Here is a 26,951-nt window from a genome sequence, read left to right as displayed (position 1 = left end):
CCGGGCCGACCATCACCTCGCCATCGCGATTGGGCAGCGTCGAGCCGAGCAGTCCGGTGAGCTCCTCGTCACGAGCTCCGTCGAACACGGGCGTCGCCAGATTGCTGTTCGCGGGTGCGGCGAGCAGTTCCTCGGGCAGTGTCTCGGCCCAGTCGGGCGCACCTTTGACCTCCCAACCGGTTTTGCCGATCCAGCCGAGGTGGGTCTCCAGGATCTGGCCGATGTTCATCCGGCGCGGCACGCCGTGGGTGTTCAGGATGATGTCGACCGGGGTGCCGTCGGTCATGAACGGCATGTCCTCGGTCGGCAGGATCTTGCCGATAACACCCTTGTTGCCGTGGCGACCGGCGAGCTTGTCGCCGTCCTGGATCTTGCGCTTCTGCGCCACGTACACGCGCACCAGCTCGTTCACGCCCGGCGGCAGGTCGTCGTCGTCTTCGCGCGAAAAGACCCGGATACCAATAACTTTCCCGGATTGGCCGTGTGGCATCTTCAGCGAGGTGTCGCGCACCTCGCGCGCTTTTTCGCCGAAGATGGCGCGTAGCAACCGCTCTTCGGGGGTCAGCTCGGTCTCACCCTTCGGGGTGACCTTGCCGACGAGGATGTCGCCGTCCCGAACCTCCGCGCCGATCCGGATGATGCCGCGCTCGTCGAGGTCGGCGAGCACGTCGTCGGAGATGTTCGGAATATCGCGGGTGATCTCCTCGGCGCCCAATTTCGTGTCACGCGCATCGACTTCGTGCTCTTCGATGTGGATCGAGGTGAGCACGTCCTCCTCGACCAGGCGCTGCGACAGGATGATCGCGTCCTCGTAGTTGTGGCCTTCCCACGGCATGATCGCGACGAGCAGGTTCTTGCCCAGCGCCATCTCACCGTTCTCGGTGCACGGACCGTCGGCCAGCACCTGGCCGACCTCGACCCGCTGGCCCTCGTCCACGATCGGGCGCTGGTTCACGCAGTTGCCCTGATTCGACCGGTCGAACTTGCGCAGGCGATAACTCCTGCGGGTGCCGTCGTCGGCCATCACCGTGAGGTAGTCGGCCGAAACCTCCTCCACCACACCGGCTTTCTCGTTGACGACCATATCGCCGGAGTCGATGGCCGCGCGTAGCTCCATGCCGGTGCCCACCAGCGGGGCCTCGGATCGGATCAGCGGCACCGCCTGCTTCTGCATGTTGGCGCCCATCAGGGCACGGTTGGCGTCGTCGTGCTCGAGGAACGGAATCATCGCTGTCGCGACCGAAACCATCTGGCGCGGTGAGACATCCATGTAGTCGACCTCGGCGGGGGAGACGAACTCGACTTCGTCACCGAAGCGCCGCGCGAGGACCTTCTGCTCGACCAGTCGCCCCTGCGCGTCGACCGGCGAGTTGGCCTGGGCGCGGATATACCGCTCCTCTTCATCGGCGGTCAGGTAGACCACCTCGTCGGTGGCTCGTCCGTCGACCACCTTGCGGTACGGCGTCTCGATGAAACCGAACGGGTTGACCCGCGCGAACACCGAGAGGTAGCCGATGAGGCCGATGGTCGGGCCTTCCGGGGTTTCGATCGGGCACATGCGGCCGTAGTGGCTGAAGTGGATGTCGCGGACCTCGATGCTGGCCCGTTCCCGCGAGAGACCACCCGGGCCCAGCGCCGTGAGGCGGCGTTTCTGGGTGAGCCCGGACAGCGGGTTGTTCTGGTCCATGAACTGCGACATCTGGGAGGTGCCGAAGAACTCCTTGATCGCCGCGCTCACCGGGCGGATATTGATCAGGGTCTGCGGGGTGATCGCCTCGATGTCCTGGGTCGTCATCCGTTCGCGGACAACGCGTTCCATGCGGGACAGGCCCAGCCGGACCTGGTTCTGGATCAGCTCGCCGACGGTGCGCAGGCGACGGTTGCCGAAGTGGTCGATGTCGTCGACGGTGATCGGGAGTTCGACGCCGTCGGGCGAGTTCATGGTCTTGTCGCCGCGGTGCAGGCGAGCCAGGTACTCGATGATGGTGACGAGATCTGTTTCGGTCAGCGTCATCTGGTCGATGTGCAGGCCGAGCTTCTTGTTGACCTTGTAGCGGCCGACGCGCGCCAGGTCGTAGCGCTTCTCCTTGAAGAACAGGTTCTCCAGCATGTTCTGCGCCGACTCTTTGGTCGGCGGCTCGCCGGGCCGCAGCTTGCGGTAGATGTCGAGCAGCGCCTCGTCGGTGCCCGTGGTGTGGTCTTTCGCCAGCGTCGACATCATGATCTCGGAGAACCCGAAGCGCTCGGCGATCTGCTCCACGGTCCAGCCGAAGGCCTTGAGCAGCACGGTGACCGGCTGACGACGCTTGCGGTCGATGCGCACGCCGATCGTGTCGCGCTTGTCGATGTCGAACTCCAGCCACGCGCCGCGCGACGGAATGACCCGGGCACTGTGCAGGTCTTTCTCGGTGGTCTTGTCGACGGAGTGGTCGAAGTAGACGCCCGGCGAACGAACCAGCTGGGAGACGACGACGCGCTCGGTGCCGTTGATGATGAACGTGCCCTTGTCGGTCATCATCGGGAAATCTCCCATGAAGACCGTCTGGCTCTTGATCTCACCGGTGTTGTTGTTGATGAACTCCGCGGTGACGAACAACGGCGCCGCGTAGGTCATGTCCTTGTCTTTGCACTCGTCGGCAGAGGCCTTGACCTCTTCGAACCGAGGGTCGGACAGCGACAGTGACATCGTGCCTGCGAAATCTTCGATCGGCGAGAGCTCGGCGAGCACCTCTTCGAGGCCGCCCGCCGAGTTGTCCTGGCTGCGGGCGGCGGCGCGGGCCCGCCACTGTGGCGCGCCGATCAGCCATTGGAATGAGTCGAATTGGGGGTCGAGCAGCCCCGGAACGTCGAGCGGCTCACGAATTCTGGCGAAAGACACCCGCTTCGGAGCGCCGGGGACACCGGCGATGACCTGGGCATTGTGGGTGGCTTGGTGCGGGGAGACTGACACGGTGCGTCCTTCCACGACCTCATGCTGATGAATTGCGTGTGATCGCCTACCCGAACGGAACTCGCACACCATAGGAAGTGAGGACCACGTAATCGGTGGTGATCACAACGGATTGGTTCGTGGGGTCGGACAGGAGGCAGCCAGCGCAACGCATCAAATTACTCGCATATTCGCGGCAGCACAATAGGCATTCGAGATTCGGGCACATGGGAGAGCCACTTCGAATGTTTTCCTCTGTGGGAATAGTAACTCCGGGATGTTGCCCGCGTCAAGAGTTTCAGCGAAATCAATGTCGGAAGTCGGGCCCGGGCAGGCGTTATGTACCGACCTCGTTCAAGAAGTCCAGCACGAGCGGGCTTGCGATGGCACGGAATTCGTCGAAGTAGGCGTGCCGTGCGCCGGCGATCAACCGCATGCGAGCGTGCGGGATGCGCTCGGCGAGCAACGGCGCGTTCGCCGCCGGATTGAAGCGGTCCTCGGTGCCGTGCACGATCAGGGTGGGAGTTGCGATGTCCGGCAGTGCATCCCAGGCGTCGTGGCGGTTGCTGGCCATCAGGTGCCGGCGTTTGGCGTAGGCGGGCATGGTGGGATCGCCGACGGTGTTGTACGGGCCGGTGGTGTGCGCGAGCCACTTCGGGGTGTACATCAGTTCCAGCAGGGCCTGATCGGCCGCGTCCCGGTCGGGCTGGACGAGCGACTGCCGAATCTCGGGACCGCGTTCGATGCCGTGCTTGCCGCCGGGGGAGGTGCAGCCGAGGACGAGGCCGTGCACCCGTTCGGGATGGCGGGCGGCCAGCCATTGCGCGACCCGGCCACCCATCGACGTGCCGTACACCGCTGCCCGTTCGATGCCGAGGTCATCCAGCACCGCGACCACGTCTTCGGCGAAACCCGCTGTGCTGTAAGGCTCGTCGGGCTTGTCGCTGTCGCCGGTGCCGCGCCAGTCGAGGGTGACGGTGCGATACCGGGTTTCGAAATCCTCGCGGATGCCGTCCCACCAGTGATGGTTGTTGGCTTGCCCGGCGAGCAGGAGTAGCGGCGTGCCCGCGCCCGCGGTTTGATACGCGAGGCGAACTCCGTTGGCGGCCTTGGCATATGGCACGGTATCGGTCCTATCGCGTCGGTGGGTTGGTGGGGCGCAGGCCGTCGAGGACCAGTTGCAGGCAGCGGCGCCAGGCGGGTGCGCCGGTCGCCTCGCCGAGCAGCGACAGTGCCCACACCAGATGCACCACGTCGTCATCGGTCGCGTCGGCGCGCACCGCACCCGCCTGCCTGGCCCGGTGCAGCTGCGTCGAGAGGTGTGACATGCCGCGGTGGCAGGCCTCGGTGAGCTGGGCGGCGGCGGGGTGGTTACCGGTGAAGGCCTCGAGCAGCCCGCGGTCTGCGGTGAACTGGTCCAGCAGCTGCTCGATGAAGCCGCTGAACGCCACCCACGCATCCGGTTCGGCCGCCGCTCGCGCGGCGAAATCCTCCATCGCGGCGAGCCGGGCGGGCAGCAGCGCATCGATGAGCGCGTCACGGTGCGGGAAGTGGTTGTAGAGCGTGCCGATGCTGACCCCGGCCCGGCGCGCGATCTCCTCCAGTGAACCGTCGAGCCCTTGCTCGGTGAACACACCGGCGGCCTCGCGCAACAGCTTCTCGCGATTGCGGGCCGCGTCGCGGCGCAACGGTTTGGTCATGGCGACCATCCTACAAAAGTCGAGGGGCTCCTCGATTTCGTGCTAGGTTTTTAAATCGAGGGCCCCCTCAGTTTAGGAACAGGAGATCTTATGTCCAGCACACCCACGGCCGTGATCATCGGCGTCGGACCCGGACTCGGCATGTCCATGGCGCGGCGATTCGGCAGCGAGGGATTCCGGGTCGCGCTGGTGTCGCGCAACGACGCGCGCCACGAGAGCTATCTGAAAGATCTTGCGGCGCAAGGTATCGACGCCACCGCCCATGCGGCCGACGTCGCCGACCGGGCCCGGCTGAAGTCGGTTCTCGCCGACATAGCGAGCGATGGTGACATCGAACTCGCCTACTACGGACCGGCTTCGGCGCACCACCCCATCCCGCTCACCGAAATGGACGCCGACACAGCGCGATCCGCGTTCGATTGGATCTGGCCCGCCGTCGACATGGTGCACGACGTGCTCCCGGCCATGCTGGCCCGCGGTTCCGGCGCACTACTGTTCGCGGGCGGGCTCTCCAGCGTCCGGCCGATGCCCATGCTCGGCCACCTGGCGCTGCCCTCCGCCGCGTTGCGCAACTACGCCGTCACGCTGCATGCCGCTCTCGCCGATCGCGGGGTCTATGCGGGCACCCTCACCATCGGCGGTCTCATCGAACGCGGGGATATCCACAGCATGGTGACCGCCGATCCGGACCGCTACGGATCGCCCGACGGTCACACCCTCGATCCCGACCAGCTCGCCGACACGGCCTGGGATATGTACCACAGCCGGGACCGGGCGGAGGAAGTGTTCGACGTGTTCAGCGGCTGAAGGTACCGCTCAGCCGTCGGTGAGGATTTTGGCGGCGGCTTCCAATCCCTCGGCGGTACCGACGACCACCAGTAGGTCGCCTGCGGCGAACATGAAGTCCGGGCCGGGCGACGGGATGACCGCACCACCCCGCATGATCGCCACGATGGAGCACCGCGTCCGGCTGCGCATCTCGGTATCGCCGAGCGGGCGGCCGGCATAGGGGGAGTCGTCGAGAATCAACAACTGCCGGGTATTCACGCCGTCGAACTCGCGATGCTCGTCCCGTAGCTGCGCGATCAGCTGCGGGGCGCCCAGTAAGTTGGCCAGCGCGGCCGCCTCCGACGCCGACAGCGGAATCTGATCCGTGGCTTCCGGATTGTCGGCTTTGCTGACGATCAGATAGATCGTGCCGTCCTTGTGATCGATGACCCCGATCCGGCGGCGACCGCCCTTGACCGGAAAGTCCTTGCGCACACCGATACCCGGTAGGCGCGTCACTTCAACGTTCACCACACCAGCGTAACCGCGCCGGTCACGTGAGGTGTGATCATGCTTATTCATCATAACCGATCGGTCGTTCGCGTTGTATTTTTGCAGGTAGTAGGCCCAGGCCGGCACCGCGCCTGGGCCGTTCGCGCCGTGCTCCCGAATCAGTCCGAGGAACCTGCGAGGTGATAGCGCACCGTCGGGCTCCAGAGGAAGAAGCCGTTGACGCCCGCGTCGTTCGCGGCGTCGATCTGGGCACGCACCTCGGCGGGGCCGTAGTTCACGCCCAGGCTGAAGTCCTGCAACCACGGGACGATCTGGGCGCCGGTGCCCTGGGTCTGGGTGTGGAAGTCCTGCAACGACCGGAAGGTGATGTCGTAGGGCTGGGAGTTCGGGTTGGCGACACCGTATTCGCCGGGGTTCCAATGGGAGGGGTACACCATGGGGGCGATGTAGTCGACGTACTTCGCCATCAGCGGAATGTCCTGGGCGATCTGATCGGGGCGGGTGGAGGCGATGCCGAACACGGCGGCGCTCTGGTCGGCGCCCGCGTCGCGCACCGGATCGCGGCTCTCCCTGAGGAACTCGGCGATGGAGACGGTCGGCGACACCGTGGCGCCGGGGAAGTGCATCTGCGACAGCGCGCCGTCCGGTCGCCGGATGTAGTCGTACATGATGCCGTCGAAGCCGAGCTTCGCCGCCTCGACCGCGAGATCGATGTTGTATTTGCGCATCTCGGGGTTCGCGAAGTTGGTGAAGGCGATCGGGCCGTACTTGCTGGAGTACGGCTGACCCGAGGGGGTTTGCACAACCCAGTCGGAACGCCCTGTCTGCCAGGCCCATTCGGCCATCGTCTTGTCCCGGAACGCGACGATCCGGCCCACCACGCGGATGCCCATGTCATGCAATTGCCGCAAGGCCGTGGGGGCGTCGTAGATCGGGGTGACCGCGCCCGACTCCCGGGCGAGCGGCACCTGGGAGTCGTAGCCGACGACACCGTCCTCGTCCTTGATGTCGAGCTGCACGGTGTTGATGCGCCCGTCGCGGGCCATGGCCAGCACGTCCTCGCGCAGGCCGTCGTCCGACCAGCCGTAGGCGGTCACGTGGACCGCCTTGATCTTGGGCTGCTCCACCGCTGCCGTGATCGCCGCGGTGGTCCGGTTTCCCGCGCCGTCCACGGCGACGACGTCGGCGCCGGTCTGGATCCGAGGCAGGGTGAGCTCGAATGTGCCGTCGGCGGCGGGGGTCACCGACTGGGCGCCGACCGAGACGCGGTCGGCGCCTTTTGCCTTGCCGCGCACGGTAACCGGCTGACGGTAGGAAGTCACGCCCGTGGGTTGGGTCAGCTCCAGGGCTGGTGGTTCGTTGTCCACCGTGAACGTCTTGGATACGCCGGGACCGGTGCGCAGGAAGCCCAGCACGCTCGGCGGGATCTCGGCGGTGAACTTGTGCTCGCCATCGGGCAGTGACCCCGGGCGGTACACGACGGTATTGCCTTCGACGGTGCCGTCGACCGGCACGCCGTTGAGCTCGAGTCGCATAGCGGCGGGGTCGTGTTCACCCGCGTCCACCCGCAATGTCGTGGCGGACAGGGCAGTCGCGCCGATCAGCGTGTTCGGGAGGCCGGCCAGGCTCAATCCCTTGGGTTCGGTACGCACCCAGCTGAGGGTCACAGAAGCGACAAGAATTGATAAGACTGAGATAACCAGGACCGCCGCCAACCGCCGGTGTCCTGTAACGCCTAGTCTTTCTAGCAACGCGCACACCAACTTTCGTCCGAAGATGATCAACTATCGCGGGTTCGGCCCGCGGCCGTCGCTACTTTGCCGGTGTTTCGTATGCAACGAAATGGTCGCGCTCGCGTACTGTTCGCGCGGTGGCGATGAACGCGACCTTCGGTGTTCGAGTTATGTTGTCGGTGCTGATGTGCACGGCCGCGGCCTGCACGGCGGACGCCGAACCAGTCGATCCACCGCGTGCGATGGCGGAGACGCCGCCGCCCGCGAGCAGCCCGCCGCCCGATCCCGCCGCGGTGGGCGCCAACGAGCTCGGCGTCGTGCCGATCCTGATGTACCACCAGCTGGCGGCCGTGCCGGACAGCGAATACGACCAGACGCCAGCGAAATTCCGCGCTGAGCTCGATCGGCTGTATCGCGAGAACTACCGTCCGGTGACCGCCGCCGCGTACATCTCCGGTGCTGTCGACCTCCCGGCGGGCACCCATCCGGTGGTGCTCACCTTCGACGACTCCACCCTCAGCCAGCTCACCTTCACCGCGGACGGTCAGGTAGCGCCCGACACCGCCATCGGCATCCTCGAACAGTTCCGCACCGAGCATCCCGACTTCGCGCCCACCGCAACGTTCTACGTCAACAATGAGCCGTTCGGAAATGATCCGCGCGCGCTGTCCTGGCTGGCCGCACACGGTTACGAGATCGGCGCCCACACCGCGAGCCACGCGAACCTCGCCCAGCTGGACAGCACCGGAGTCCAACGCGAGCTGGCAGACAACGTGCGCGCCATCGTGTCGGCGGCGCCCGGTCGGGTACGGACAATGGCGTTGCCGCTCGGCATCTCCCCGGCCGACCGGGCCCTGGCCACCGCGGGTAGCTGGGACGGCACGAACTATGCGTTCGAGGCGGTGATGCTGGTCGGTTCGAACCCGGCGCCGTCGCACTACGGCGACCTCGATCCCACGGCGGTACCCCGAATCCGTTCGGGCGCAACGCCGGTCGACTTCGACTCCACCTACTGGCTGGACCGGCTCGCCGCGGATCCGCAGCAGCGCTACACCTCCGACGGTAATCCACAGCAGATCTCCTTCCCTGCGCGCTTATCCGGGACACTGAATTCGCGGTGGTCGGGTCAGGCCAAGCCGTACTGAGTGACTGTCGTCGGTGCCCAGTCCTTTACGTCAGCCGCACGGCTGACGTAGAGGACACGAGGGGGCATTCACCGCGGTGAACGAGCCGCGAGCTGGTCGAGCGCCGCCACCATCCGGTCGATTTCGGCGCAGGTGTTGTAGAAGGCGAACGACGGACGCACGGTCGCCTCCAGCCCGAGCCGACGCAGGATCGGTTGTGCGCAATGATGACCCGCGCGCACCGCGATGCCCTGCTCGTTCAACGCCCGGCCGACCTCGATCGGCTCGTAACCATCCATGACGAAGGAGAGCACGCTCGCCTTGTCGGCGGCGGTGCCCACCAGCCGGACCCCGCGCACCGCGGCGACCCGGGGTGTCGCGTACTCGAGCAGGTGGTGCTCGTAGCGCGCGATGGCGTCCATGCCGAGACGTTCGACGTATTCGATGGCCGCGCCCAGCCCGACCGCGTCGGCGATATTGCCGGTGCCCGCCTCGAATCGTCCCGGTGGCGGCTGGAACAGCGAACGCTCCAGGGTGACGTCGCTGATCATGTTGCCGCCGCCCTGCCAGGGTGGCACGTCTTGCAGTATCTCGGATTTTCCGTAGACCACGCCGATTCCGGTGGGCCCGAACAGTTTGTGCCCGGAGAACACGAAGAAATCGGCGCCGATCGAGCGCACGTCGATGCTGGTGTGCGGGACCGATTGCGCGCCGTCGACGAGGGTGACCGCCCCGGCGCGCTGGGCTTCGGCGACGATCTCGCGCACCGGGGTTATGGTGCCGAGGGCGTTCGAGACATGGGTTACCGAAACAAGTTTCGTTCGGTCGGAGAGCAGCCTGGTGTATTCGCCGAGCAGCAGCTCGCCGTTGTCGTCGACCGGAATGACCTTCAGGTGCGCGCCGGTCTCGGCGGCGAGCATCTGCCACGGGACGATATTGGCGTGGTGTTCCAGGTGCGAGATGATGATCTCGTCGCCCGCGCGAATGTTCTTGCGGCCCCACGTCTGTGCGATCAGATTGATGCCTTCGGTGGCGCCGCGGACGAAGATGATCTCCTCCGCCGAGGACGCGCCGATGAACCGGGCCACGATGTCGCGGGCCTGCTCGTAGGCGTCGGTGGACCGTGCCGCCAATTCGTGTGCCGCCCGGTGGATATTGGAGTTCTCGTGCTCATAGAAGCGGGTGATCCGCTCGATCACCGACTGCGGCTTCTGCGTCGTGGCGGCGTTGTCGAACCACACCAGCGGATGGCCGTTGACCTGTTCCCGCAGGATCGGGAAGTCGTTGCGCACGGCGTATACGTCGAACGGTGGGTGTGCGTCCGGCAGGCGGGTCGGCGTGGCGGTGCCCGTCGAGGTCGGCGCATCCAGGAAATAGAAGCTCGGTGTGGCGGACGACGTGGGTTCGGGAAAACGTTGCGGTGAAAGCACTTCGCGCAACGACGGTATCGCGGTCAAGAACGGGTCGTTGTGGATGCCCGCGGTACTGACCGGTGGGTGCGCGGGTTGTCCCGCCGCGTCGGCCATCGGCACGTCGCGTCCCCAGCCCGGCACCGACGGCGCAGGTGTGCTGCCACCTGGCGGTGTGGTGCCCGAAAGTCCTTGTGCACCTGACGATGTACGGCCGCCGGGAACGGTGGTGCCGTACACACCCGGCACGGACGGCTCCGGCGTGCGGCCGCCCGGCGGCGTGGCACCCGAGGTACCTCTCGTGCCCGACGCGGCCGACCGCGTGCTGCTGCCGGGCGGGGTGGCGCCGGAGGACTTGGTCGCCTCGGACGCAGTTGCGGGCGTGTGGCCACCGTGTGGCGTGGCACCGGAGGGTCCTTTTGTGCCGGACGCGGCCGACGGGGTGCGGGCACCGGACGCCGTTGCGGTGGCGGGTCTTGCCACCGACGGCGTGCTTGCGGGTGCTGTGATGCCCGTGACCCCGGGGATATAGGGCTCTGGGGTTCGGCCACCGGGTGTGGCGCCCGAAACATTCTGTGCGCCCGAGGATGCCGCGGCCGGTGGGTGTCCACCGGGATGCGGCGCACCCGAAAACCCGGGCGCGCCGACCGCCGTCGCCGTCGGCACCGGAGACGGTACCGGCACGTTCGGCGGCGAGGTCGGCATATCCGGTTGCAGCACGCTCGGGCCCATAGATGCGGCGGGGAGTCCCGCCGACGCCGAGGGCAGCGCCGAGAAGAAGGCTCCGGCAAGGCGATTCAGCGTCGCCTCGTCCGGCAGCATCCACTCGGCGCCGCCATCGTCGGATGGGCGCGAGATGTCAGCTCCGGTAGGTCGGTGCGTAGTCATGGAACTTGCCCACCTCGGCTCCGTCGAGCACTGCCACCGCATCGTCGGTCAGAATCGCCAGCGAGCAGTACAGCGACACCAGATACGACGCGATCGCGCTGCGATCAATACCCATGAACTTCACCGAAAGACCCGGTCCCTGTTCGCCGGCCAGCCCCGGCTGATACAGCCCGACCACGCCCTGCCTGGCTTCGCCGGTGCGAATCAGCAGAAACTTGGTCTTGCCGCGATCCACTGGAACCTTGTCCGACGGAATGATCGGAATGCCACGCCAGGTCAGGAACTGCGACCCGAACATGCTCACCGTCGGCGGCGGCACACCGCGCCGGGTGCATTCCCTGCCGAAGGCCGCGATGCCCTGCGGATGAGTAAGGAAGAACCCGGGCTCTTTCCACACCTTCGTGATCAGATTGTCGAGATCGTCGGGCGTCGGCGGCCCGGCGATCGTCGCCAGCCGTTGCTTTTTCGCGGCATTGGCGATCAGCCCATAGTCAGGGCTGTTGATCAGCTCGCCCTCTTGGTGCTCTTTGATCGCTTCGATGGTGAGCCGCAACTGCTGAGCAATCTGATCGTGCGGGCTCGAATACAGATCTGAAACGCGCGTGTGCACGTCGAGAATCGTGTGCACCGCTTTGAGTCGATACTCGCGCGGGTCTCGTTCGTAGTCGATAAATGTCTCCGGAAGCGGAGACTCGTCGAAATTATCGCACTGAATATCGACGGTTTGTTCGTGGGTAACCCGGTTGCGCCGGTAGATACCGGCCTCGACGGGAACCCAGTTCAGCAGATGAACCAACCACCGAGGGGTGATCGACTCCATCTGCGGAACGGTCTTCGTGGCATTAGCCAGTGTCCGGGCAGCATCATCGCCCAGCGCAACAGGCCGTGGAACAGCTTTCGTCATCGAACCACCTCGGGATCGGCAAATCCACCGTTACCAGCTCGATCATGCTAATCCCCGTTTTCCGTAATGCCTGTATCGACCCCATTGCCCGCCTTTCTCCCGCGCGCCGCGGGTATCGGCGGACTTACCGGGTGGTGCGTTCGCCGCCATTGACCGCGAGCACCTGACCGGTCACTTGGCGGGCGGCGGGTGAAGCGAGATAGTGCACCGCGGCGGCGATATCGTCCGGAATGCCGGGGCGGCGAGTATGGGTGGCGGCGATGAGGGATGCGCGCCGCTCGTCGGTCAATTTGTCGCGGAAGAACTCCGTGTCGGAGATGTAGCCGGGGGAAACGACATTCGCGGTGATGCCGAGCGGGCCCAGCTCGGCGGACAGTTGCGTATTCCATGAGGCGAGACCGGCCTTGGCCGCGCCGTAGGCGCCCGCGCCTTTGTCCGCGGCGATCGAGCCGATGTTCACCACGGCACCGGGATTTGTCAGCCGGTCACGCAGCGCCGAGGTCATCAGCACGGCGCTGATCAAGTTGGCGTCCAGGTTGGCTCGCCAGGCGGCGGCCAGGCTCCGCAGATCGGTCGGCGCGTTCAGGTCGAAGTCGGTATTGCCGCCCGCGTTGTTGACCAGCACGTGGATCTCGCGGGGGAGTTGATCGACCAGCGTCTCGATCTGCGCTGGATCGGTCGCGTCGCAGACGTAGGCTGTCGCGCCGAGTTCCGTGGCTGTGGCGTGCAGCGGCTCGGCCCGGCGCCCGGTGATCATCACCGCGTCGCCCGCGGCCGCGAAGGTGTGTGCGATGGCCCGGCCGATGCCGGTGGCGCCGCCGGTTACCACGATGTTCCGTGCCATGTGAATCTCCTTCATCGGGTATGTTTAGATCTAAACGTAGCCGTCGTTTAGGTCTGAACGCAACCGAGGAGTGGCATGGACGACAACGATCCCGTCGACGCGATCGCACTGGCCTGGCGGCGCGAGCGCCCGGGCACGCCGGTCGACGGCATCGGCGTGGTAACCCGAATCTGGCACTTGGCCAAGCTATTCGGCGACGACCGCCGCCGAGTGCTCGCCGCCGAGCACGCCGACACGGCCACCCTGGATCTGCTCAGCGTGCTCCGCCGCAGCGGCCCGCCGTACCGCCTGACCACCCGCCAGCTCCAAGACCACACCATGCTCACCGCAGGCGCGATCTCCCAGCGCGTCGCCCGCGCCGAAGCCGAAGGCCTGGTCGCCCGCTCACCCCTGAACGACGGATCACGCGCAGTCGTCGTCGCTCTCACCCCGGCCGGCCACGACCTCGTCGAACGACTGGTCGACCAGGTCCTCGGCCGCGAAGCGGATCTACTCTCCGGCTTGACTCCCCAGCAGCAGGCCGACCTGACCGACCTACTGCGCATTCTGCACCAGGACCTGATGTCCCGCCTGGGCAACCGCAAGATCACCCAGGTCGGTTCAGCAGATGCGTAGATGTCGTTGAATATGTTGTGCGGCAGTTAGATCGGCGCAGTGCGGAACGCCGAAGCGGTGGTGTCGAGCGTTGGGGTGATCGCCGAGGCGAGAACTCTGATCAGCGCAAGGCGAGGGCGAGGAAGAAGTCGACTCGGTCTTCGAGGCGGGAGAGGTCGCGGGCGGTGAGTTCTTCGATGCGCTGGATGCGGTAGCGCAGGGTGTTGACGTGGACGTGGAGGAGGTCGGCGCATTTGGTCCAGGAGCCGGAGACCTCTAGGAAGGTTTCCAGGGTGTGCACGAGGTCGGCGCGGTTGTCCTGGTCGTAGGTGGTGAGGGGGTCGAGGAGGCGCAGGCGGAACATGCGGCGGACCTCGTCGGGGACTGAGGCGAGCAGGAGCATGTGGGTGGCGAGTTCATCGTGGCCGACGACGCTGGCGGGCTGGAGGCGGCCTGCGGCCATGCGGCGGGCGTAGCGGGCTTCTTCGACGGCGCCGCGCAGGCCTTCGCCGTCGACCACACCGCTGACGCCCACGGATAGTCGGCTGCCGCGTAGTCCTGGCTCCAAAGCGGTGACCGCACGGTTGATTTCGTCGATGACGGGGGTGTCCGGTCCGGCGGGGATCAGCGCGATCGCCTCGCCGTCCACCACGCCAGCGGCAGGCCTTCTGCCGTAAAGGATTTCGCGCAGCAGCACGCGTAACTCGCCGGGCCGCAACGTGTCGTCACCGGCGGCTGCGACGGCGATGTAGGTCTCGGCGGGCCCCAATCCGGTGAGTTCCAGCCGCGAAATGATCTCGGTCGGTTTGGCATCCGAGACGATGAGTTCGATGAGTTCCTGCGCGAGCCGCCCCTCGGCGCTCTGCCGGTCGTCCTGACGGGCGCGTTCCAGCGACACCACGGCGGCGAGCTCACCGGCCAGTGCGCGCCGCTCCTCGGGCCACTCGGTGTAATCGCCCTCGAACACGAGGAACCAGTCCGCGGCCCGTGAGGTGCGGTGCTCGTCCACCGCGAAAAGGGAGAATCGGCCGCCCTCGTGCAGCAACGCGCACGGCAGGCGGCGGGCACTGAGGAACGCGGTGGTCACCTCGACCGGCGGCGCGGTGGCGGGCCCGGCCACTGCCCGGCCGGTGGACGACACCACCCAGCAGCGCATGCCGAGGTCGCGTTCGATGAGTTCCAGCACCGAGCCGAGGCCTGCTCCCGAGACGAGCTGGCGGTGCCGGTCCAGGATCGCGGTGAGATCTGCGGCCCGTCCGGTCGACAGATTGCGGGTGATCTGCTCGGTGACCGCTGCGAACGCGACCGTCTCCGGCACCCGGAACAGCGGAATCCGATGCTTGCGACAGGCCTCGACCACATCCGGCGGCGCGCCGCCGTACCTGGCGTCACCTGCGGCCATGCCCGCCACGCCGGCCTGGGCCAGCGCGCGGACGAAGACCTCGCTGTCGGCGGGATCGTGGCGCCACTGCATGCCGGTGAGCACGAGCTCTCCGCCGGAGAGGTAGCGACCAGGGTCGAGCATGTCGGTGGTCACCACCCAGCGCACGAACCGGTCCAGCTCTTCCTCGCCGGTGACGAGCTCTAGTCCCAGGTCCGCCATGGTCAGCAGTGATCGAAGGCGCACGGTGCGAAGGCTAACAGTCGCACCCCTGGTGAACGCCCTTGGACATTCGCACAAAGAGTTGGTTGTGAACTGGCGCACAGTTCAGATTTCTCGTTTCTAGCTGCGGTGTTCCCCGGCGGGTGTACTTGCGGAACAGATTGGCGAACCCCGACAGGAGGTCAGATGGCAGGCGACATCGGATGGCTCAACTCGTTGCCGCCGGACCGCGCCGTGCAGGAACTGCTGGCCTGCTGCGCGTCCCGGCAGTGGGCGCAGAAGGTGGCGGCCTCGCGGCCCTATCCCGACACCGCGAGCGCCACCGCCGCGGCAGTCGCCGCGGTGTGCGAGCTGAGTTGGCCGGATGTCGAGGAGGCGCTGTCGGCGCATCCGCGCATCGGCGATCGGGCCAAGGCCGAGTTATCCGAGCGGGAGGCCGAGTGGTCGCGCGGCGAACAGTCCGGCGCCGCGACCGCCGACGCCGCCGTGCGGGCCGAGCTCGCCGCGGGGAACCGGGCCTACGAGGACCGGTTCGGTCACGTCTTTCTGATCCGCGCCACCGGCCGCAGCGCCGAGGAAATGCTCACCGAGCTGCGCAAGCGCCTGGCCAACTCGCTGCTCGACGAGCGCATCAAGGTGCAGGGCGAGCTCGCCGACATCACCCGGCTGCGTGTGCGAAAGCTGCTGGGGGAGAAGTGAGTTTGTCCACCCACGTGCTGAACGCGGTGACCGGGCGGCCGGCGGCCGGACTCAGGGTCCAGCTGTCCCGCGCCGACGGAACCGTGCTCGCCGAACGGCACACCGACGACGACGGCCGCATCAAAGACCTGCCTGATCCCGAAACCGGCACGCACCGGCTGACTTTCGACACCGCCGAGCTCAGCCCGTTCTACCCCTCGGTCGCCATCGACTTCACCGTCGCCGACCCGGCGGCGCACTACCACGTGCCGCTGCTGCTCAGTCCGTATTCCTACTCCACCTATCGAGGTAGCTGAACAATGTCGATCAAGCTCGGTCCGAACCGATATGGCAAAGCGGAGACCCATGTCGTCGGCGTGACGAAAAACGGTGGCGTGCACGAGATCCGGGATCTCAATGTTGGCGTCGCACTGTCCGGCGACATGGACGAGGTGCACCTCACCGGCGACAACAGCGCGGTGCTGCCGACGGACACGCAGAAGAACACCGTCTTCGCCTTCGCCAAGGAGCACGGCATCTCCTCGCCGGAGGCGTTCGGTGAGCTGCTGGCCCGGCATTTCGTCGATTCGCAGCCGACCATTCACCATGCACGGGTCAGCGTCGAGGAGTACGCGTGGGAGCGCATCGTGCTCGGTGCGAGCAACGAGCAGCACTCGTTCGTTCGCTCGGGCCAGGAGGTGCGGACCGCGCGGGTGCACTACGACGGCGAAAAGTCCTGGGTCGTCGCGGGTTTGCAGGGCCTGGTGGTGCTCAACTCGACCGGTTCGGAGTTCCACGGGTACCTGAAGGACAAGTACACCACGCTGCAAGAGGCCTACGACCGCGTCCTCGCCACCGAGGTCAACGCGGAGTGGCGCTACATCGGCGAACCCAGCGACTGGGACAAGACCTACCGCGAGGCCAGGCGCGCCATGCTGGAGGCGTTCGCCGAAACCTACAGCTACTCACTGCAACAGACCCTGTATGCGATGGGGGAGCGGGTACTCGCTGCCTGCGCGGAGATCGGTGAGGTCCGGCTGTCGCTGCCCAACAAGCACCACTTCGTCGTCGACCTGTCCGCCTTCGGGCTGACCAACGACAACGAGGTGTTCTACGCGGCCGACCGCCCCTACGGCCTGATCGAAGGCACCGTGTTGCGCGAGGACGCGCCCGCCGCCGGACCGGCGTGGGAGTGACGATGGACTTCTTGCGACCCACCAGCTGGGCGGACGCCCTCGACATCAAGTCGAACCGCCCGGACGCCACCCCCATCCAGGGCGGCACCGACATGATGGTCGAGCTCAACTTCGACAAGGGCCGCCCGAGTGCCCTGCTCGACCTCAATCCGTGCCGAGAGTTGTTCGAGTACAGCGAGATCGACGGCAAGCTGCGCATCGGCGCGGGTGTGCCGTACGTCCGGATCATCAACCGGCTCGGCAATCAGTTGCCGGGCCTGGCCCAGGCCTCGCGCACCGTCGGCTCGCCGCAGATCCGCAACCGCGGCACCGTCGGCGGCAATCTCGGCGCCGCGTCACCGGCCGGGGACACCCATCCGGCGCTGCTCGCGGGCGACGCGGTGATCGAGGTCGAGTCGGCCACCCGCGGCACCCGGATGATCCCGATCGACGACTTCTACGTCTGGGTGAAGAAGAACGCCCTCGAACCCGACGAGCTGATCCGCGCGGTCTGGCTGCCGCCCGCCGAAGGGCCGCAGTACTTTTCGAAGGTCGGCACGCGCAATGCCATGGTGATCGCCGTGTGCTCGTTCGCCGTCGCGCTGTACCCGGCTACCGGCACCGCGCGGACCGGCATCGGCTCGGCCGGACCGACGCCGTTGCGCGCGAAGCCGGCTGAAGAATTCCTTGCCGCGCAGCTGCCTTGGCACGATCCGGCCCCGCTCTCCGACAGTGTGCTGCGTGAGTTCGGCGCGCTCGTGTCGGCCGCGGCGGCACCGATCGACGACGTCCGCGGCACGGCGGACTACCGCAAGCACGCCCTGTCGGTGCTGGCCCGCCGCACGCTGGGCTGGGCATGGACCGACTACCTGACAGAAAGGAAGGCAGCCTGATGCGCGTGACCTTCGACGTGAACGGCGCCACGGAGACCGTCGACGACGTGTGGGAGGGCGAGAGCCTGCTCTACATGCTGCGCGAGCGGATGGGCCTTCCCGGCTCCAAGAACGCCTGCGAGCAGGGCGAATGTGGTTCCTGCACGGTCTATTTGAACGGTACACCGGTGTGTTCCTGCCTGGTGGCGGCCGGTCAGGCCGAGGGCTGTTCGGTGCGGACGGTGGAGGGCCTGACCAAGGGCGCGCAGCTCGACCCGATGCAGCAGGCGTTCGTCGAGGCGGGGGCGGTCCAATGCGGTTTCTGCACACCGGGTCTCATCGTGCAGGCGCACGACCTCATCGAGCACAATGCCGATCCTTCCGATGCGGAGATCCGCGAGGCACTGGCCGGAAACCTCTGCCGCTGCACCGGATACGAGAAAATCCTGGATGCCGTGCGGCTCGCGGCACAGCGAAAGGCGGCGGCGCAATGAGCAAGACGGTTATCGAAAACGCGTACATCGCACCGGTCGTCGGGCCGGAGATCCCCGCCGGTTACCTGGTGATCGCCGACGGCAGGATCGAATCACTCGGCGCGGGACCGGCGCCCATCGTGCCGGACGCGCAACGCATCGACGGCACGGGCTGTCTGGTCACCCCCGGTCTGGTCAACACCCACCACCATCTGTACCAGTGGGCGACCCAGGGCATGTTCCAGGACTCGACCTTGTTCGAGTGGCTGACCGGCCTGTACCGGACCTGGGCGCGGATGGACGCCGACGTCGTCTACGGCGCGGCCTCGGCCGGTTTGGGCTGGATGGCGCTGACCGGCTGCACCACCAGCAGCGATCACCACTACGTGTTCCCGCAGGGGCGCGGTGATCTGTTCGACGCCGAGGTACGGGCCGCGCGCGAGCTCGGCATCCGGTTCCACCCGTGCCGCGGCTCGATGGACCGCGGGCAGTCCGACGGCGGGCTGCCGCCGGACGAGGTCGTCGAGGATCGCGACACGATCCTGCTGAACACCGCGGAAATCATTGATAAATACCATGATCCGTCGTTCGACTCGATGCTGCGCGTCGCGGTGGCGCCGTGCTCGCCGTTCTCGGTGAGCGAGGGGCTGATGACCGACGCCGCGTCGCTGGCGCGCAGCAAAGGTGTCCGCCTGCACACCCATCTCGCCGAGACGCTCGACGAGGAAGAGCACTGCCGCGAGCAGATGGGTTGCACGCCGGTCGAATACATGGAGAAGCTCGGCTGGCTCGGCGACGACGTCTGGTTCGCGCATGCCGTGCACCTGCACGACGCCGACATTCGCCGCTTCGCCGAGACCGGCACGGGCATGGCGCATTGCCCGAGCTCCAACGCCCGGCTCGGCGCGGGCATCGCCCGGATCACCGACCTGCTGGCGGCGGGTGCCCCGGTCGGCCTCGGGGTGGACGGCGCGGCCTCCAGCGAATTGACCTCGCTGGCCGGTGAACTGCGCCAGACCATGCTGTTCCAGCGTGCGGTGCACGGCCCGACCGCGTTGACCGCGCGCCAGGCCCTGGAGGTCGGCACCCTGGGCGGCGCCCGGAACCTGGGCCGCCAGTTGGAGATCGGCAGCCTGGAACCGGGCAAGCTCGCCGACATCGCCATGTGGCGGGTCGACGGTTTCCGTGCCGCGCTCCAGGATCCGGTGTGCACGTTGGTCTTCGGGCCGACGCCGCCGCTGGCCCGGCTGCTGGTCGGTGGTCGCACCGTCGTGGAGAACGACGAGCTGCGCACCGTCTCGCACGACGCGGTCGGCCGGGCCGGCGCGGCCGCGCGGAATCGCCTGCTACAGGAGGAATCTCGATGACCTCGGTTCGAACCACCCGTTTCCCCGGTGAGGTCGCCGCACCCGGCAAGGGTGGCGTCGGCGAGAGCCCGCTGCGGCCCGACGGCACCCTGAAGGTGAAGGGCGAGTTCGCCTACTCCTCGGATCTGTGGATCGACGGCATGCTGTGGGGCGCGACCCTGCGCAGCCCGCATCCGCGCGCCCGCATCCTGCGCCTCGATATCGGCCCCGCGCTGAAACTGCCCGGCGTGCATGCGGTGCTGACGCACGAGGACGTACCCGGCCGCAAGATGTACGGGCTCGACCACACTTGGGACCAGCCGGTGCTCGCCATCGACGAGGTCCGCCACCACGGTGAGCCGATCGCGCTGGTTGCCGCCGATCATCCCGAGATCGCCCGGCGCGCAATGGAAGCCATCGTGATCGAGTGGGAGGTGCTGGAGCCGATCACCGATCCGCTCGCCGTGGTCGCCGACCCGGAGCGGCACAAGGTGCAGGAGCGTGGCGGCATCACCCGGTACCAGCCGGTGCGCGTCGGCGACATGGAGGTCGGCCGGGCGCTGGCCGAGGTGGTGATCGCCGAGGACTACGAGGTCGGCATCCAGGACCAGGCGTTCCTCGGTCCGGAGTCCGGACTGGTGGTGCCCGCCGAGGACGGCGGGCTCGACTTCTACGTCGCCACGCAGTGGATGCACTGGGACCTCACGCAGATCGGCCCCTGTCTGGACCTGCCCGAGGACAAGATGCGGATGACGCTGGCCGGCGTCGGCGGCGCGTTCGGCGGCCGCGAGGACCTGTCCATGCAGATCCACGCGGGCATGCTGGCGCTCTACACCGGCAAGCCGGTCAAGATGATGTACAACCGCGAGGAGTCCTTCTTCGGGCACGTGCACCGGCACCCGGCGCAGATGCGCTACGAGTACGGCGTCACCCGGGCCGGGAAGATCGTGTTCGCCAAGGTCCGGATCGTGCTGGACGGCGGGGCTTACACCTCTGCCACGCTCAACGTCACCGGCAACGCGGCCTCGCTCGCGGTGGGGCCCTACGAGATCCCGAACCTCGAGATCGATGCGTACGGCGTCTACACGAACAACCCACCGTGCGGCGCGATGCGCGGATTCGGTGCGGTGCAGGCGTGTTTCGCGCACGAGTCGATGATGGACAAGATCGCCGAGGCGGTCGGGCTGGACCCGGTGCACGTGCGGCAGATCAACGCTGTGAGCCAGGGCTCCAAGATCGCGACCGGGCAAGTGGTGCACGCGCCGATGCCGATGGCCGAGATGCTCGGGCAGGCGCGCGATATGCCGCTGCCCGCGCCGCTGGATGTCGCCGACATCCGGAACCTGCCCGGTGGCGCCTCGCAGACCACCCATGGCGAGGGCGTCGTGCGCGGCGTCGGCTACGGCGTCGGCATCAAGAACATCTGCTTCTCCGAGGGTTTCGACGACTACTCCACGGCGCGAGTCCGGCTCGAAGTCATCGGCGGCGAACCGGTCGCGCTGGTACACACCGCCGCGGCCGAGGTCGGCCAGGGGCTGGTCACCGTCGAAGCGCAGATCGCGCGCACCGAACTCGGTGTCGAGAAGGTCACCATCCATCCGGCCGACAACCAGGTCGGCAGCTCGGGGTCCTCGTCGGCCTCCCGGCAGACGTATATGACCGGCGGTGCGGTGAAGGCCGCGTGCGAGGCGGTGCGGATGCGCGTACTCGCCTTGGCCCAAGGACGTTTCGGCGCGGCCCGCGGACTTCGGCTGGTCGGCGGCAAGGTGGTCTCGCACACCGGCGAGGTGTATGCCGCGCTCGTGGATCTGCTCGGTGACGAAATCATCGAGGAGACAAGGGAGTTCCATCACAAGCCGACCACCGGCATGGATCCCGTGACGGGCCAGGGCGACAGCCATACCCAGCTCGCCCTGTGCGTGCACCGGGCCGTGGTGGATGTCGACACCGAACTGGGTCTGGTCAAAGTCGTTGCGCTGGACGCCGTCCAAGATGTCGGCAAGATCATGAACCGCTTGTCGCTGGAGGGCCAGATCCACGGCGGCTCCGCCCAGGGCCTCGGCCTCGCGGTCATGGAGGAAATTCAGGTCCGCGACGGAAAGGTGCTCAACCCGTCCTTCACCGACTACCTGATCCCCACGATTCTCGATATGCCGCCACAGCGGCTGGAGATTCTCGAAAACGCCGACCCGCACGCCCCATACGGGCTGCGCGGCGCCGGAGAGCCACCCACGCTCTCCTCGACTCCCGCGGTCGTCGCGGCCATTCGGGACGCATGCCGTTCCGCGGGAGGAACCGTGCACATCAACCGAGTGCCGGTGCGTCCGGAAGACATCATCCGGAGCAGTTGATCAACAGGGGTTGTGTCCGTCACGCGGGCATCGTGTCTATCGCGACATCGCCTGCGTGACAACGCAACACAGACCCCACAACAGCAGAACCGAACCACGCGATCCGGCCATGACGGCCGGTTCGTAGGTCGGCTATGCCCCGAGGAGGGCACGCCAATGACCCAAGTCCAGACCCACTCCTCCGTCCCGGAGCCGGTCACCGGAAGATCCCCGCTCGACCGATTCTTTCGGCTGAGCGAACGCAAGACCACCGTCTCCCGCGAAATCCGCGGCGGCATCACCACTTTCGTGGCGATGGCCTACGTCATCCTGCTCGTCCCGCTGATCATCGGCGGGGTCAAGGATATCGACGGCAACACGCTGAGTATCGCTCAACTCACCACTGCTACCGCGTTTTCGGCCGGGCTCAGCACCATTCTGATGGGCCTCGTCGGCAACGTACCACTCGCCCTGGCAGCCGGCCTCGGCGTCGTCCCGGTGGTCGCCTTCCAAGCGGCCCCGCACATGACGTGGCCGCAGACCATGGGCCTGGTGGTGCTGATGGGCGTGGTCATCGTGATCCTGGCCGCGACCGGCCTGCGCACGATGATCATCAATGCCATTCCGCTCTCGCTGAAGAACGCGATCGGCGTCGGCATCGGCATGTTCATCGCGATGATCGGCCTGGTCTCGGCGGGCGTGGTCGGCCACGGTGCGCAGACCGGGCCGCCGGTCACGCTCGGCGCCGGCGGGCACCTTTCCGGGTGGCCGGTAGTGATTTTCGCCGTTGGATTGCTGCTCATGCTGGCACTGTTCATCCGCAAGGTGCCCGGTGCCATCCTGATCAGCATCGCCGTCGCCACGGTGCTCGCCATCGTGGTCAACTCGCTGGCGAAGGTTGATCCGAAGACGTGGGGTCCGGTGGTGCCGGAGACGCCGAAGGGCTTCTTCGCCGCGCCGGACTTCGGGTTGGTGCTCGATATCGATCTGCTCGGCGGATTCGCCAGGGCGGGTGGGTTGGTCGCCGGCGTTGTGCTGTTCACGCTGGTGCTCACCGGGTTCTTCGACGCCATGGGCACCGTGTTCGGAGTCTGTGACGAGGCGGGTCTGCTCGACGAGCGCGGCACCATGCCTGGCCTCGGCAAGGTGCTGACCGTCGACGGTATCGGGCAGGTCATCGGGGGCGTGAGCGGCGGCGCGGGTAACACCGTGTACGTCGAGTCCGCCACGGGTGTCGGTGAGGGCGCACGTACCGGGCTGGCCAGTGTGATGACCGGTGGATTGTTCTGTCTCGCAGTGCTGTTCACCCCGCTCGCGGCCGTGGTGCCGATCCAGGCCGCCGCGCCGGCGCTGGTGCTGGTCGGTGCGCTGATGATGACCCAGGCTCGCAAGATCGACTGGGCCGACCTGGAAGTCGCCGTTCCGGCCTTCCTGACCATCGTGCTGATGCCGTTCACCTACTCGATCACCAATGGTGTCGGCGCGGGCGTCATCGCCTACGTGGTGATCAAGGCGGCGCGCGGCAAGTTCAGCGAGATCCACTGGCTGATCTGGGTGGTCGCGGTGGTCTTCGCCGGGTACTTCGGCATCGCGGCCATCGAACTGATGCTCGGCGGATAGGACGGCGGAAACAATGCGTGACCTCGCGGCAGAGCTCCTGCCCTGGCATACGGCGGGTAAGACCTACGCCGTCGCCACCGTGATCGGCGTCAGCGGCAGCGCGCCGCGGCCGCCGGGCGCCGCCCTGGCGGTGGACGCCGAAGGTGTTGTCATCGGCAGCATTTCCGGTGGCTGCGTCGAAGGCGCGGTGTACGAGCTCTGCCGCGAGGCACTGCGCACCGGGCAGCCGGTGCGGGAAACCTTCGGGTACAGCGACGACGACGCGTTCGCCGTCGGACTGACCTGCGGGGGCAAGATCGAGGTTTTCGTGCAGACCGTCACACCCGCCGAGCATGACACGATCGAGGCGTTGCTGCGGTCCGCCGAGCCGGTGGCGCTGGTCCGCGACCTGAACACCGGGGCGGCAATGGCTTTGGGGCCGTGGTGGACGATCGGGGCGAAGTTCGATCCGGTGGTGGTGGCCGAAGCGCGGGCAACGCTCGACATCGGAGCTACTGGCGTGCGCGTCATCGGTTGCGGCGAACGGGAATTGACGGTCTTCGTGGAATCGTATGTACCGCCACCGCGCATGATCGTCTTCGGCGCAATAGATTTCGCGGCAGCGGTGACGCGAATGGGCCGGTTTCTCGGCTACCACGTCACCGTGTGTGATGCCCGCCCCGTGTTCGCCACGCAGGCTCGATTCCCGGACGCCCATGAGGTCGTCGTGGAGTGGCCCGACCGGTACCTCGCGCGCACCGCGGTCGACTCACGAACCGTGCTGTGTGTGCTGACGCATGATGCGAAGTTCGACATCCCGTTGCTGGAGAAGGCATTACGGCTGCCAGTGGCCTACGTCGGTGCGATGGGTTCGAGGCGCACCCATGAGGAGCGGATGGCCAGTCTGCGTGCCGCCGGACTCTCGGAAGCCGAACTGGCGGTGCTGCATTCGCCGATCGGGCTCGACCTGGGCGGGCGCACGGCCGAGGAGACCGCTGTCGCCATCGCCGCGGAGATCGTGGCGGTCCGGCGCGGCGGCTCGGCTCGGCCACTCAATACCACCGACGGAGCCATCCATCGGGACCTCGTGCCGACCCGGTGAAGGTATTCGGCTGGAGCATCATACGAAATCGACTTCGGAATGCTCGATCAGCTTTGGGTTGATCTCATCTATCCGAACAGTGCGTAATCCACGCATACTTGATGAAATTCGATACAAAAGGACCCGATAATGCCGTTGATTTTCCTGAACGGTTCCGCCATGCGCGGAGGGCCGCTCAACCACCTGTTGAACGGCGCGCCGTTCGCCGGTGAGGCGAAAACCGCGCCACGCTACCGATTCTTCTCGGTCGGCGACCGTTTTCCCGGCCTCGACCCGTCGCCGGACGGCGGCTACTCGATCACCGGCGAGCTGTTCGACGTGCCGCTCGACGTCCTGCGCGAAAGCCTGCTACCTGCGGAACCGCCGGAGCTGGAGCTCGGTGCGATCGAACTGGACGACGGCAGGTCGGTGCTGTCGATGGTGTTGCGCAGGCCGCCGACGTCGTACCCGGAGCTGATCGACATCACCCGCATCGGCAGCTGGAAGAAATATCGAGAAGGAGCTGAATGAAGCATTACGCAGGGGAGTCCGGTCTCCCGAGATTCGACGTCAATTGCTCTATTCTTTTCACCGAGCTACCGCTGCTGGAGCGTCCGGCCGCAGCCAAGGCGGCCGGTTTCGACGCGGTCGAATTCTGGTGGCCCTTCGGAGAAGATCCCACGCCGGGGGACAAAGAGATCGACGCGTTCGTGCGCGCGATCGAGGACGCCGGTGTGCAGTTGGTCGGGTTGAATTTCATCGACCTTATTCCGGTGGGTCGTGGTCTTGTCTCCGTCCCCGGTGAGATCAACCGGTTCCGTGACAATATCGAGGTAGCCGTCGGGATCGCCGAGCGCACCGGCTGCCGGGCGTTGAATGCCCTCTACGGCAACCGCATCGCGGGCGAGGACCCAGCGAAGCAGGACGAACTCGCCCTGGAGAACTTGCGGCTGGCCGCGCGCGCTGCCGCTCGGATCGGTGCCGCCGTACTGGTCGAGGCGCTGAATGCGCATGAGTCGCCGCACTATCCGATCGTCAGCGCCGAGCATGCCGTGCGCGTGATCGAGCAGACCGGCGAGCCGAACGTGCGCTTCCTGTGCGATCTGTACCACCTGGCTCGCATGGACGAAAACCTGATCCAGGTGATCAAGACCTACGCGCAGCACATCGGCCACGTGCAGATCGCCGACGACCCGGGTCGCGGCCGCCCGGGGACCGGTGAACTCGACTTCGGCACGCTGTTCCAAACCCTGGCCGCCGCAGGTTATGACGGCTGGATCGGCCTCGAATACAAAGACCCCGAGCTTGATTGGAAGTGGATGCAGGCATGAGTGAGCGCAGCGAACGAATCATCGACACAGCGCCCCTTGGGAATGCCGGAGCCGAGCGAAGCGAGGCGCAGGCATGAGCAGTATCGGTTTTATCGGCTTGGGGATCATGGGTAGCCCGATGGCGGGCCACCTCGTCAAGGCCGGGCACGACGTAACCGGCTACGACATCGGCCCCAAGGGCCTCGAAAAGCTCAAGGAAGCGGGCGGTTCCGCCGCGGCCAGCGTCGCCGAGGCCGTCCGCGACAAGAACATCATCATCACGATGCTGCCGCAGGACGAGCATATCGAGCAGGTCTTCCCCGAGATCGTCGAGCACTCCGTCCCAGGCTCGCTCTATATCGACTTCTCCACCATCACCCCGAAGACCGCCAAATGGACGGCCGAGCAGGGCAAGAAGAACGGTCTGCGGGTGCTGGACGCACCGGTCAGCGGCGGGGAGAACGGGGCGATCAACGCGGCACTGTCGATCATGGTCGGCGGCTCCGAGGCCGACTTCGCGGCTGCCACCCCGATTTTCGAGGCGGTCGGTAAGACCTTCGCGCTGGTCGGCGGCAGCGGTGCGGGGCAATGCGTGAAGGCGGCCAACCAGCTCGTCGTCGGCGGCACGTACGCCCTGGTCGCCGAGGCGATCCTGCTGATGGAGAACCTGGGAGCCGACGCGGCCAAGGGGCTCGACGTGCTGGCCGGCGGTCTGGCGGGCAGCAAGATTCTCGAGCTCAAGCGCGAAACCATGCTGGCCCGCAACTTCGTGCCCGGCTTCCGGATCGACCTGCACCACAAGGACATGGGCATCATCCTGCAGGCCGCCCGCGAGGCCGAGGTGTCGATCCCGATGGGCGCGCTCACCGCGCAGCTGATCGCGGCGGGCCGCGCCATGGGCTACGGCTCGCTGGACCACTCCGGCCTGCTGCTGGTCGCCGAGGCGCTGTCGGGTCGAGGCGAGGCATGAGAATGCCCGCGCCGTCGATCGCGCGGCACGAAGAGTGCGGCATCCGGCTGCCCGACGGCTGGGTGCACAGCGAGAAACCTGCCGACCGTGCGAAGCCGCACGCGATGC

At 66.8% G+C, this 26,951-nt stretch carries 24 protein-coding genes; 15 read left to right on the top strand and 9 right to left on the bottom strand.

Translation table 11 applies throughout. The annotated features are described in order from the left end of the window. From rpoB to NN4_RS20520, 3 genes are all read right to left on the bottom strand, one after another. Nucleotides 1-3,022 (bottom strand): DNA-directed RNA polymerase subunit beta (rpoB, locus tag NN4_RS20530; RefSeq protein ID WP_147133682.1); only part of this gene is annotated, 3,022 nt, incomplete at its 3' end. A 244-nt stretch (nt 3,023-3,266) separates the two neighbouring features. Beyond that, on the bottom strand, nt 3,267-4,052 hold the full coding sequence (locus tag NN4_RS20525; RefSeq protein ID WP_186818532.1) for an alpha/beta fold hydrolase: 786 nt from the start codon (nt 4,050-4,052) through the stop codon (nt 3,267-3,269). A gap of 10 nt (nt 4,053-4,062) precedes the next feature. After that, complete coding sequence (locus tag NN4_RS20520; RefSeq protein ID WP_147133678.1) at nt 4,063-4,629, bottom strand: TetR/AcrR family transcriptional regulator; 567 nt, start codon at nt 4,627-4,629, stop codon at nt 4,063-4,065. 90 nt (nt 4,630-4,719) lie between these two features. On the opposite strand from NN4_RS20520, the gene NN4_RS20515 reads away from it, so the two are divergent. Next, on the top strand, nt 4,720-5,436 hold the full coding sequence (locus NN4_RS20515; RefSeq protein ID WP_147133676.1) for an SDR family NAD(P)-dependent oxidoreductase: 717 nt from the start codon (nt 4,720-4,722) through the stop codon (nt 5,434-5,436). Nucleotides 5,437-5,445: 9 nt separating this feature from the next. Here NN4_RS20515 and NN4_RS20510 read toward each other — a convergent pair whose 3' ends face one another. Beyond that, nucleotides 5,446-5,928, bottom strand: a complete 483-nt coding sequence (locus NN4_RS20510) for a cation:proton antiporter regulatory subunit (RefSeq protein ID WP_222595114.1) — start codon at nt 5,926-5,928, stop codon at nt 5,446-5,448. Nucleotides 5,929-6,068: 140 nt separating this feature from the next. Then, complete coding sequence (locus tag NN4_RS20505; protein WP_246180975.1) at nt 6,069-7,562, bottom strand: putative glycoside hydrolase; 1,494 nt, start codon at nt 7,560-7,562, stop codon at nt 6,069-6,071. Between the two features lie 224 nt (nt 7,563-7,786). On the opposite strand from NN4_RS20505, the gene NN4_RS20500 reads away from it, so the two are divergent. Then, the gene (locus NN4_RS20500) at nt 7,787-8,788 is read left to right on the top strand and encodes a polysaccharide deacetylase family protein (RefSeq protein WP_246180978.1); all 1,002 of its coding nucleotides are present in this window, start codon (nt 7,787-7,789) and stop codon (nt 8,786-8,788) included. 68 nt (nt 8,789-8,856) lie between these two features. Here the strand turns inward: NN4_RS20500 and NN4_RS46625 are convergent, their stop codons facing one another. The 3 genes from NN4_RS46625 to NN4_RS20485 form a co-directional block, all read right to left on the bottom strand. Further along, complete coding sequence (locus NN4_RS46625) at nt 8,857-10,998, bottom strand: family 2A encapsulin nanocompartment cargo protein cysteine desulfurase (RefSeq protein ID WP_281289383.1); 2,142 nt, start codon at nt 10,996-10,998, stop codon at nt 8,857-8,859. A gap of 37 nt (nt 10,999-11,035) precedes the next feature. Next, nucleotides 11,036-11,968, bottom strand: coding sequence for a family 2A encapsulin nanocompartment shell protein (locus NN4_RS20490; RefSeq protein WP_147133672.1), 933 nt, complete (start codon nt 11,966-11,968; stop codon nt 11,036-11,038). 124 nt (nt 11,969-12,092) lie between these two features. After that, a complete protein-coding gene (locus NN4_RS20485) occupies nt 12,093-12,812 on the bottom strand; it encodes an SDR family NAD(P)-dependent oxidoreductase (RefSeq protein WP_147133670.1) in 720 nt (239 codons plus the stop codon). Between the two features lie 75 nt (nt 12,813-12,887). Between NN4_RS20485 and NN4_RS20480 the strand changes: the two genes are divergently transcribed. Further along, a complete protein-coding gene (locus NN4_RS20480; RefSeq protein ID WP_147133668.1) occupies nt 12,888-13,427 on the top strand; it encodes a MarR family winged helix-turn-helix transcriptional regulator in 540 nt (179 codons plus the stop codon). A 100-nt stretch (nt 13,428-13,527) separates the two neighbouring features. On the opposite strand, the gene NN4_RS20475 is transcribed toward NN4_RS20480, so the two are convergent. After that, nucleotides 13,528-15,033 (bottom strand): PucR family transcriptional regulator, encoded by a 1,506-nt coding sequence (locus NN4_RS20475; RefSeq protein ID WP_147133665.1) that lies wholly within the window; start codon nt 15,031-15,033, stop codon nt 13,528-13,530. A gap of 162 nt (nt 15,034-15,195) precedes the next feature. On the opposite strand from NN4_RS20475, the gene uraD reads away from it, so the two are divergent. The 12 genes from uraD (at nt 15,196) to NN4_RS20415 (ending at nt 26,843) form a co-directional block, all read left to right on the top strand. Beyond that, on the top strand, nt 15,196-15,708 hold the full coding sequence (gene uraD / locus NN4_RS20470) for a 2-oxo-4-hydroxy-4-carboxy-5-ureidoimidazoline decarboxylase (RefSeq protein WP_147133663.1): 513 nt from the start codon (nt 15,196-15,198) through the stop codon (nt 15,706-15,708). Then, entirely contained in the window at nt 15,705-16,004 is a 300-nt protein-coding gene (gene uraH, locus NN4_RS20465; protein ID WP_147133660.1) for a hydroxyisourate hydrolase, read from the top strand. Before uraD ends, uraH begins: the two co-directional genes overlap by 4 nt. A 3-nt stretch (nt 16,005-16,007) precedes the next feature. Beyond that, nucleotides 16,008-16,883: a factor-independent urate hydroxylase gene (gene pucL / locus NN4_RS20460; protein ID WP_107656066.1), complete on the top strand. Its 876-nt coding sequence runs from the start codon at nt 16,008-16,010 to the stop codon at nt 16,881-16,883. A gap of 2 nt (nt 16,884-16,885) precedes the next feature. After that, nucleotides 16,886-17,755 (top strand): FAD binding domain-containing protein, encoded by an 870-nt coding sequence (locus NN4_RS20455; RefSeq protein WP_147133657.1) that lies wholly within the window; start codon nt 16,886-16,888, stop codon nt 17,753-17,755. Further along, nucleotides 17,755-18,228 carry a (2Fe-2S)-binding protein gene (locus tag NN4_RS20450; protein WP_135236760.1) on the top strand — a complete coding sequence of 158 codons (474 nt, stop codon included), beginning with the start codon at nt 17,755-17,757 and terminating at the stop codon, nt 18,226-18,228. Before NN4_RS20455 ends, NN4_RS20450 begins: the two co-directional genes overlap by 1 nt. Further along, entirely contained in the window at nt 18,225-19,574 is a 1,350-nt protein-coding gene (locus NN4_RS20445; protein WP_147133654.1) for an 8-oxoguanine deaminase, read from the top strand. The genes NN4_RS20450 and NN4_RS20445 overlap by 4 nt, the downstream gene beginning before the upstream one ends. After that, a complete protein-coding gene (locus NN4_RS20440; protein WP_186818527.1) occupies nt 19,571-21,904 on the top strand; it encodes a molybdopterin cofactor-binding domain-containing protein in 2,334 nt (777 codons plus the stop codon). Before NN4_RS20445 ends, NN4_RS20440 begins: the two co-directional genes overlap by 4 nt. A gap of 156 nt (nt 21,905-22,060) precedes the next feature. Further along, nucleotides 22,061-23,503: an NCS2 family permease gene (locus tag NN4_RS20435; RefSeq protein WP_135236762.1), complete on the top strand. Its 1,443-nt coding sequence runs from the start codon at nt 22,061-22,063 to the stop codon at nt 23,501-23,503. Nucleotides 23,504-23,516: 13 nt separating this feature from the next. Continuing rightward, complete coding sequence (locus NN4_RS20430) at nt 23,517-24,584, top strand: XdhC family protein (RefSeq protein ID WP_147133651.1); 1,068 nt, start codon at nt 23,517-23,519, stop codon at nt 24,582-24,584. Between the two features lie 129 nt (nt 24,585-24,713). Continuing rightward, complete coding sequence (locus tag NN4_RS20425; RefSeq protein WP_107656072.1) at nt 24,714-25,094, top strand: allophanate hydrolase-related protein; 381 nt, start codon at nt 24,714-24,716, stop codon at nt 25,092-25,094. Beyond that, nucleotides 25,091-25,894 (top strand): hydroxypyruvate isomerase family protein, encoded by an 804-nt coding sequence (locus NN4_RS20420; protein ID WP_147133648.1) that lies wholly within the window; start codon nt 25,091-25,093, stop codon nt 25,892-25,894. Before NN4_RS20425 ends, NN4_RS20420 begins: the two co-directional genes overlap by 4 nt. A 73-nt stretch (nt 25,895-25,967) precedes the next feature. Continuing rightward, a complete protein-coding gene (locus tag NN4_RS20415; protein WP_147133645.1) occupies nt 25,968-26,843 on the top strand; it encodes an NAD(P)-dependent oxidoreductase in 876 nt (291 codons plus the stop codon). Nucleotides 26,844-26,951: the final 108 nt, after the last annotated feature.

The sequence above is a fragment of the Nocardia ninae NBRC 108245 genome (assembly GCF_007990755.1).
GTDB classification, from domain to species: domain Bacteria; phylum Actinomycetota; class Actinomycetes; order Mycobacteriales; family Mycobacteriaceae; genus Nocardia; species Nocardia ninae.
The sequence above is the reverse complement of the archived record's forward strand: the minus strand, read 5'-3'. Positions and strand labels throughout refer to the sequence as shown.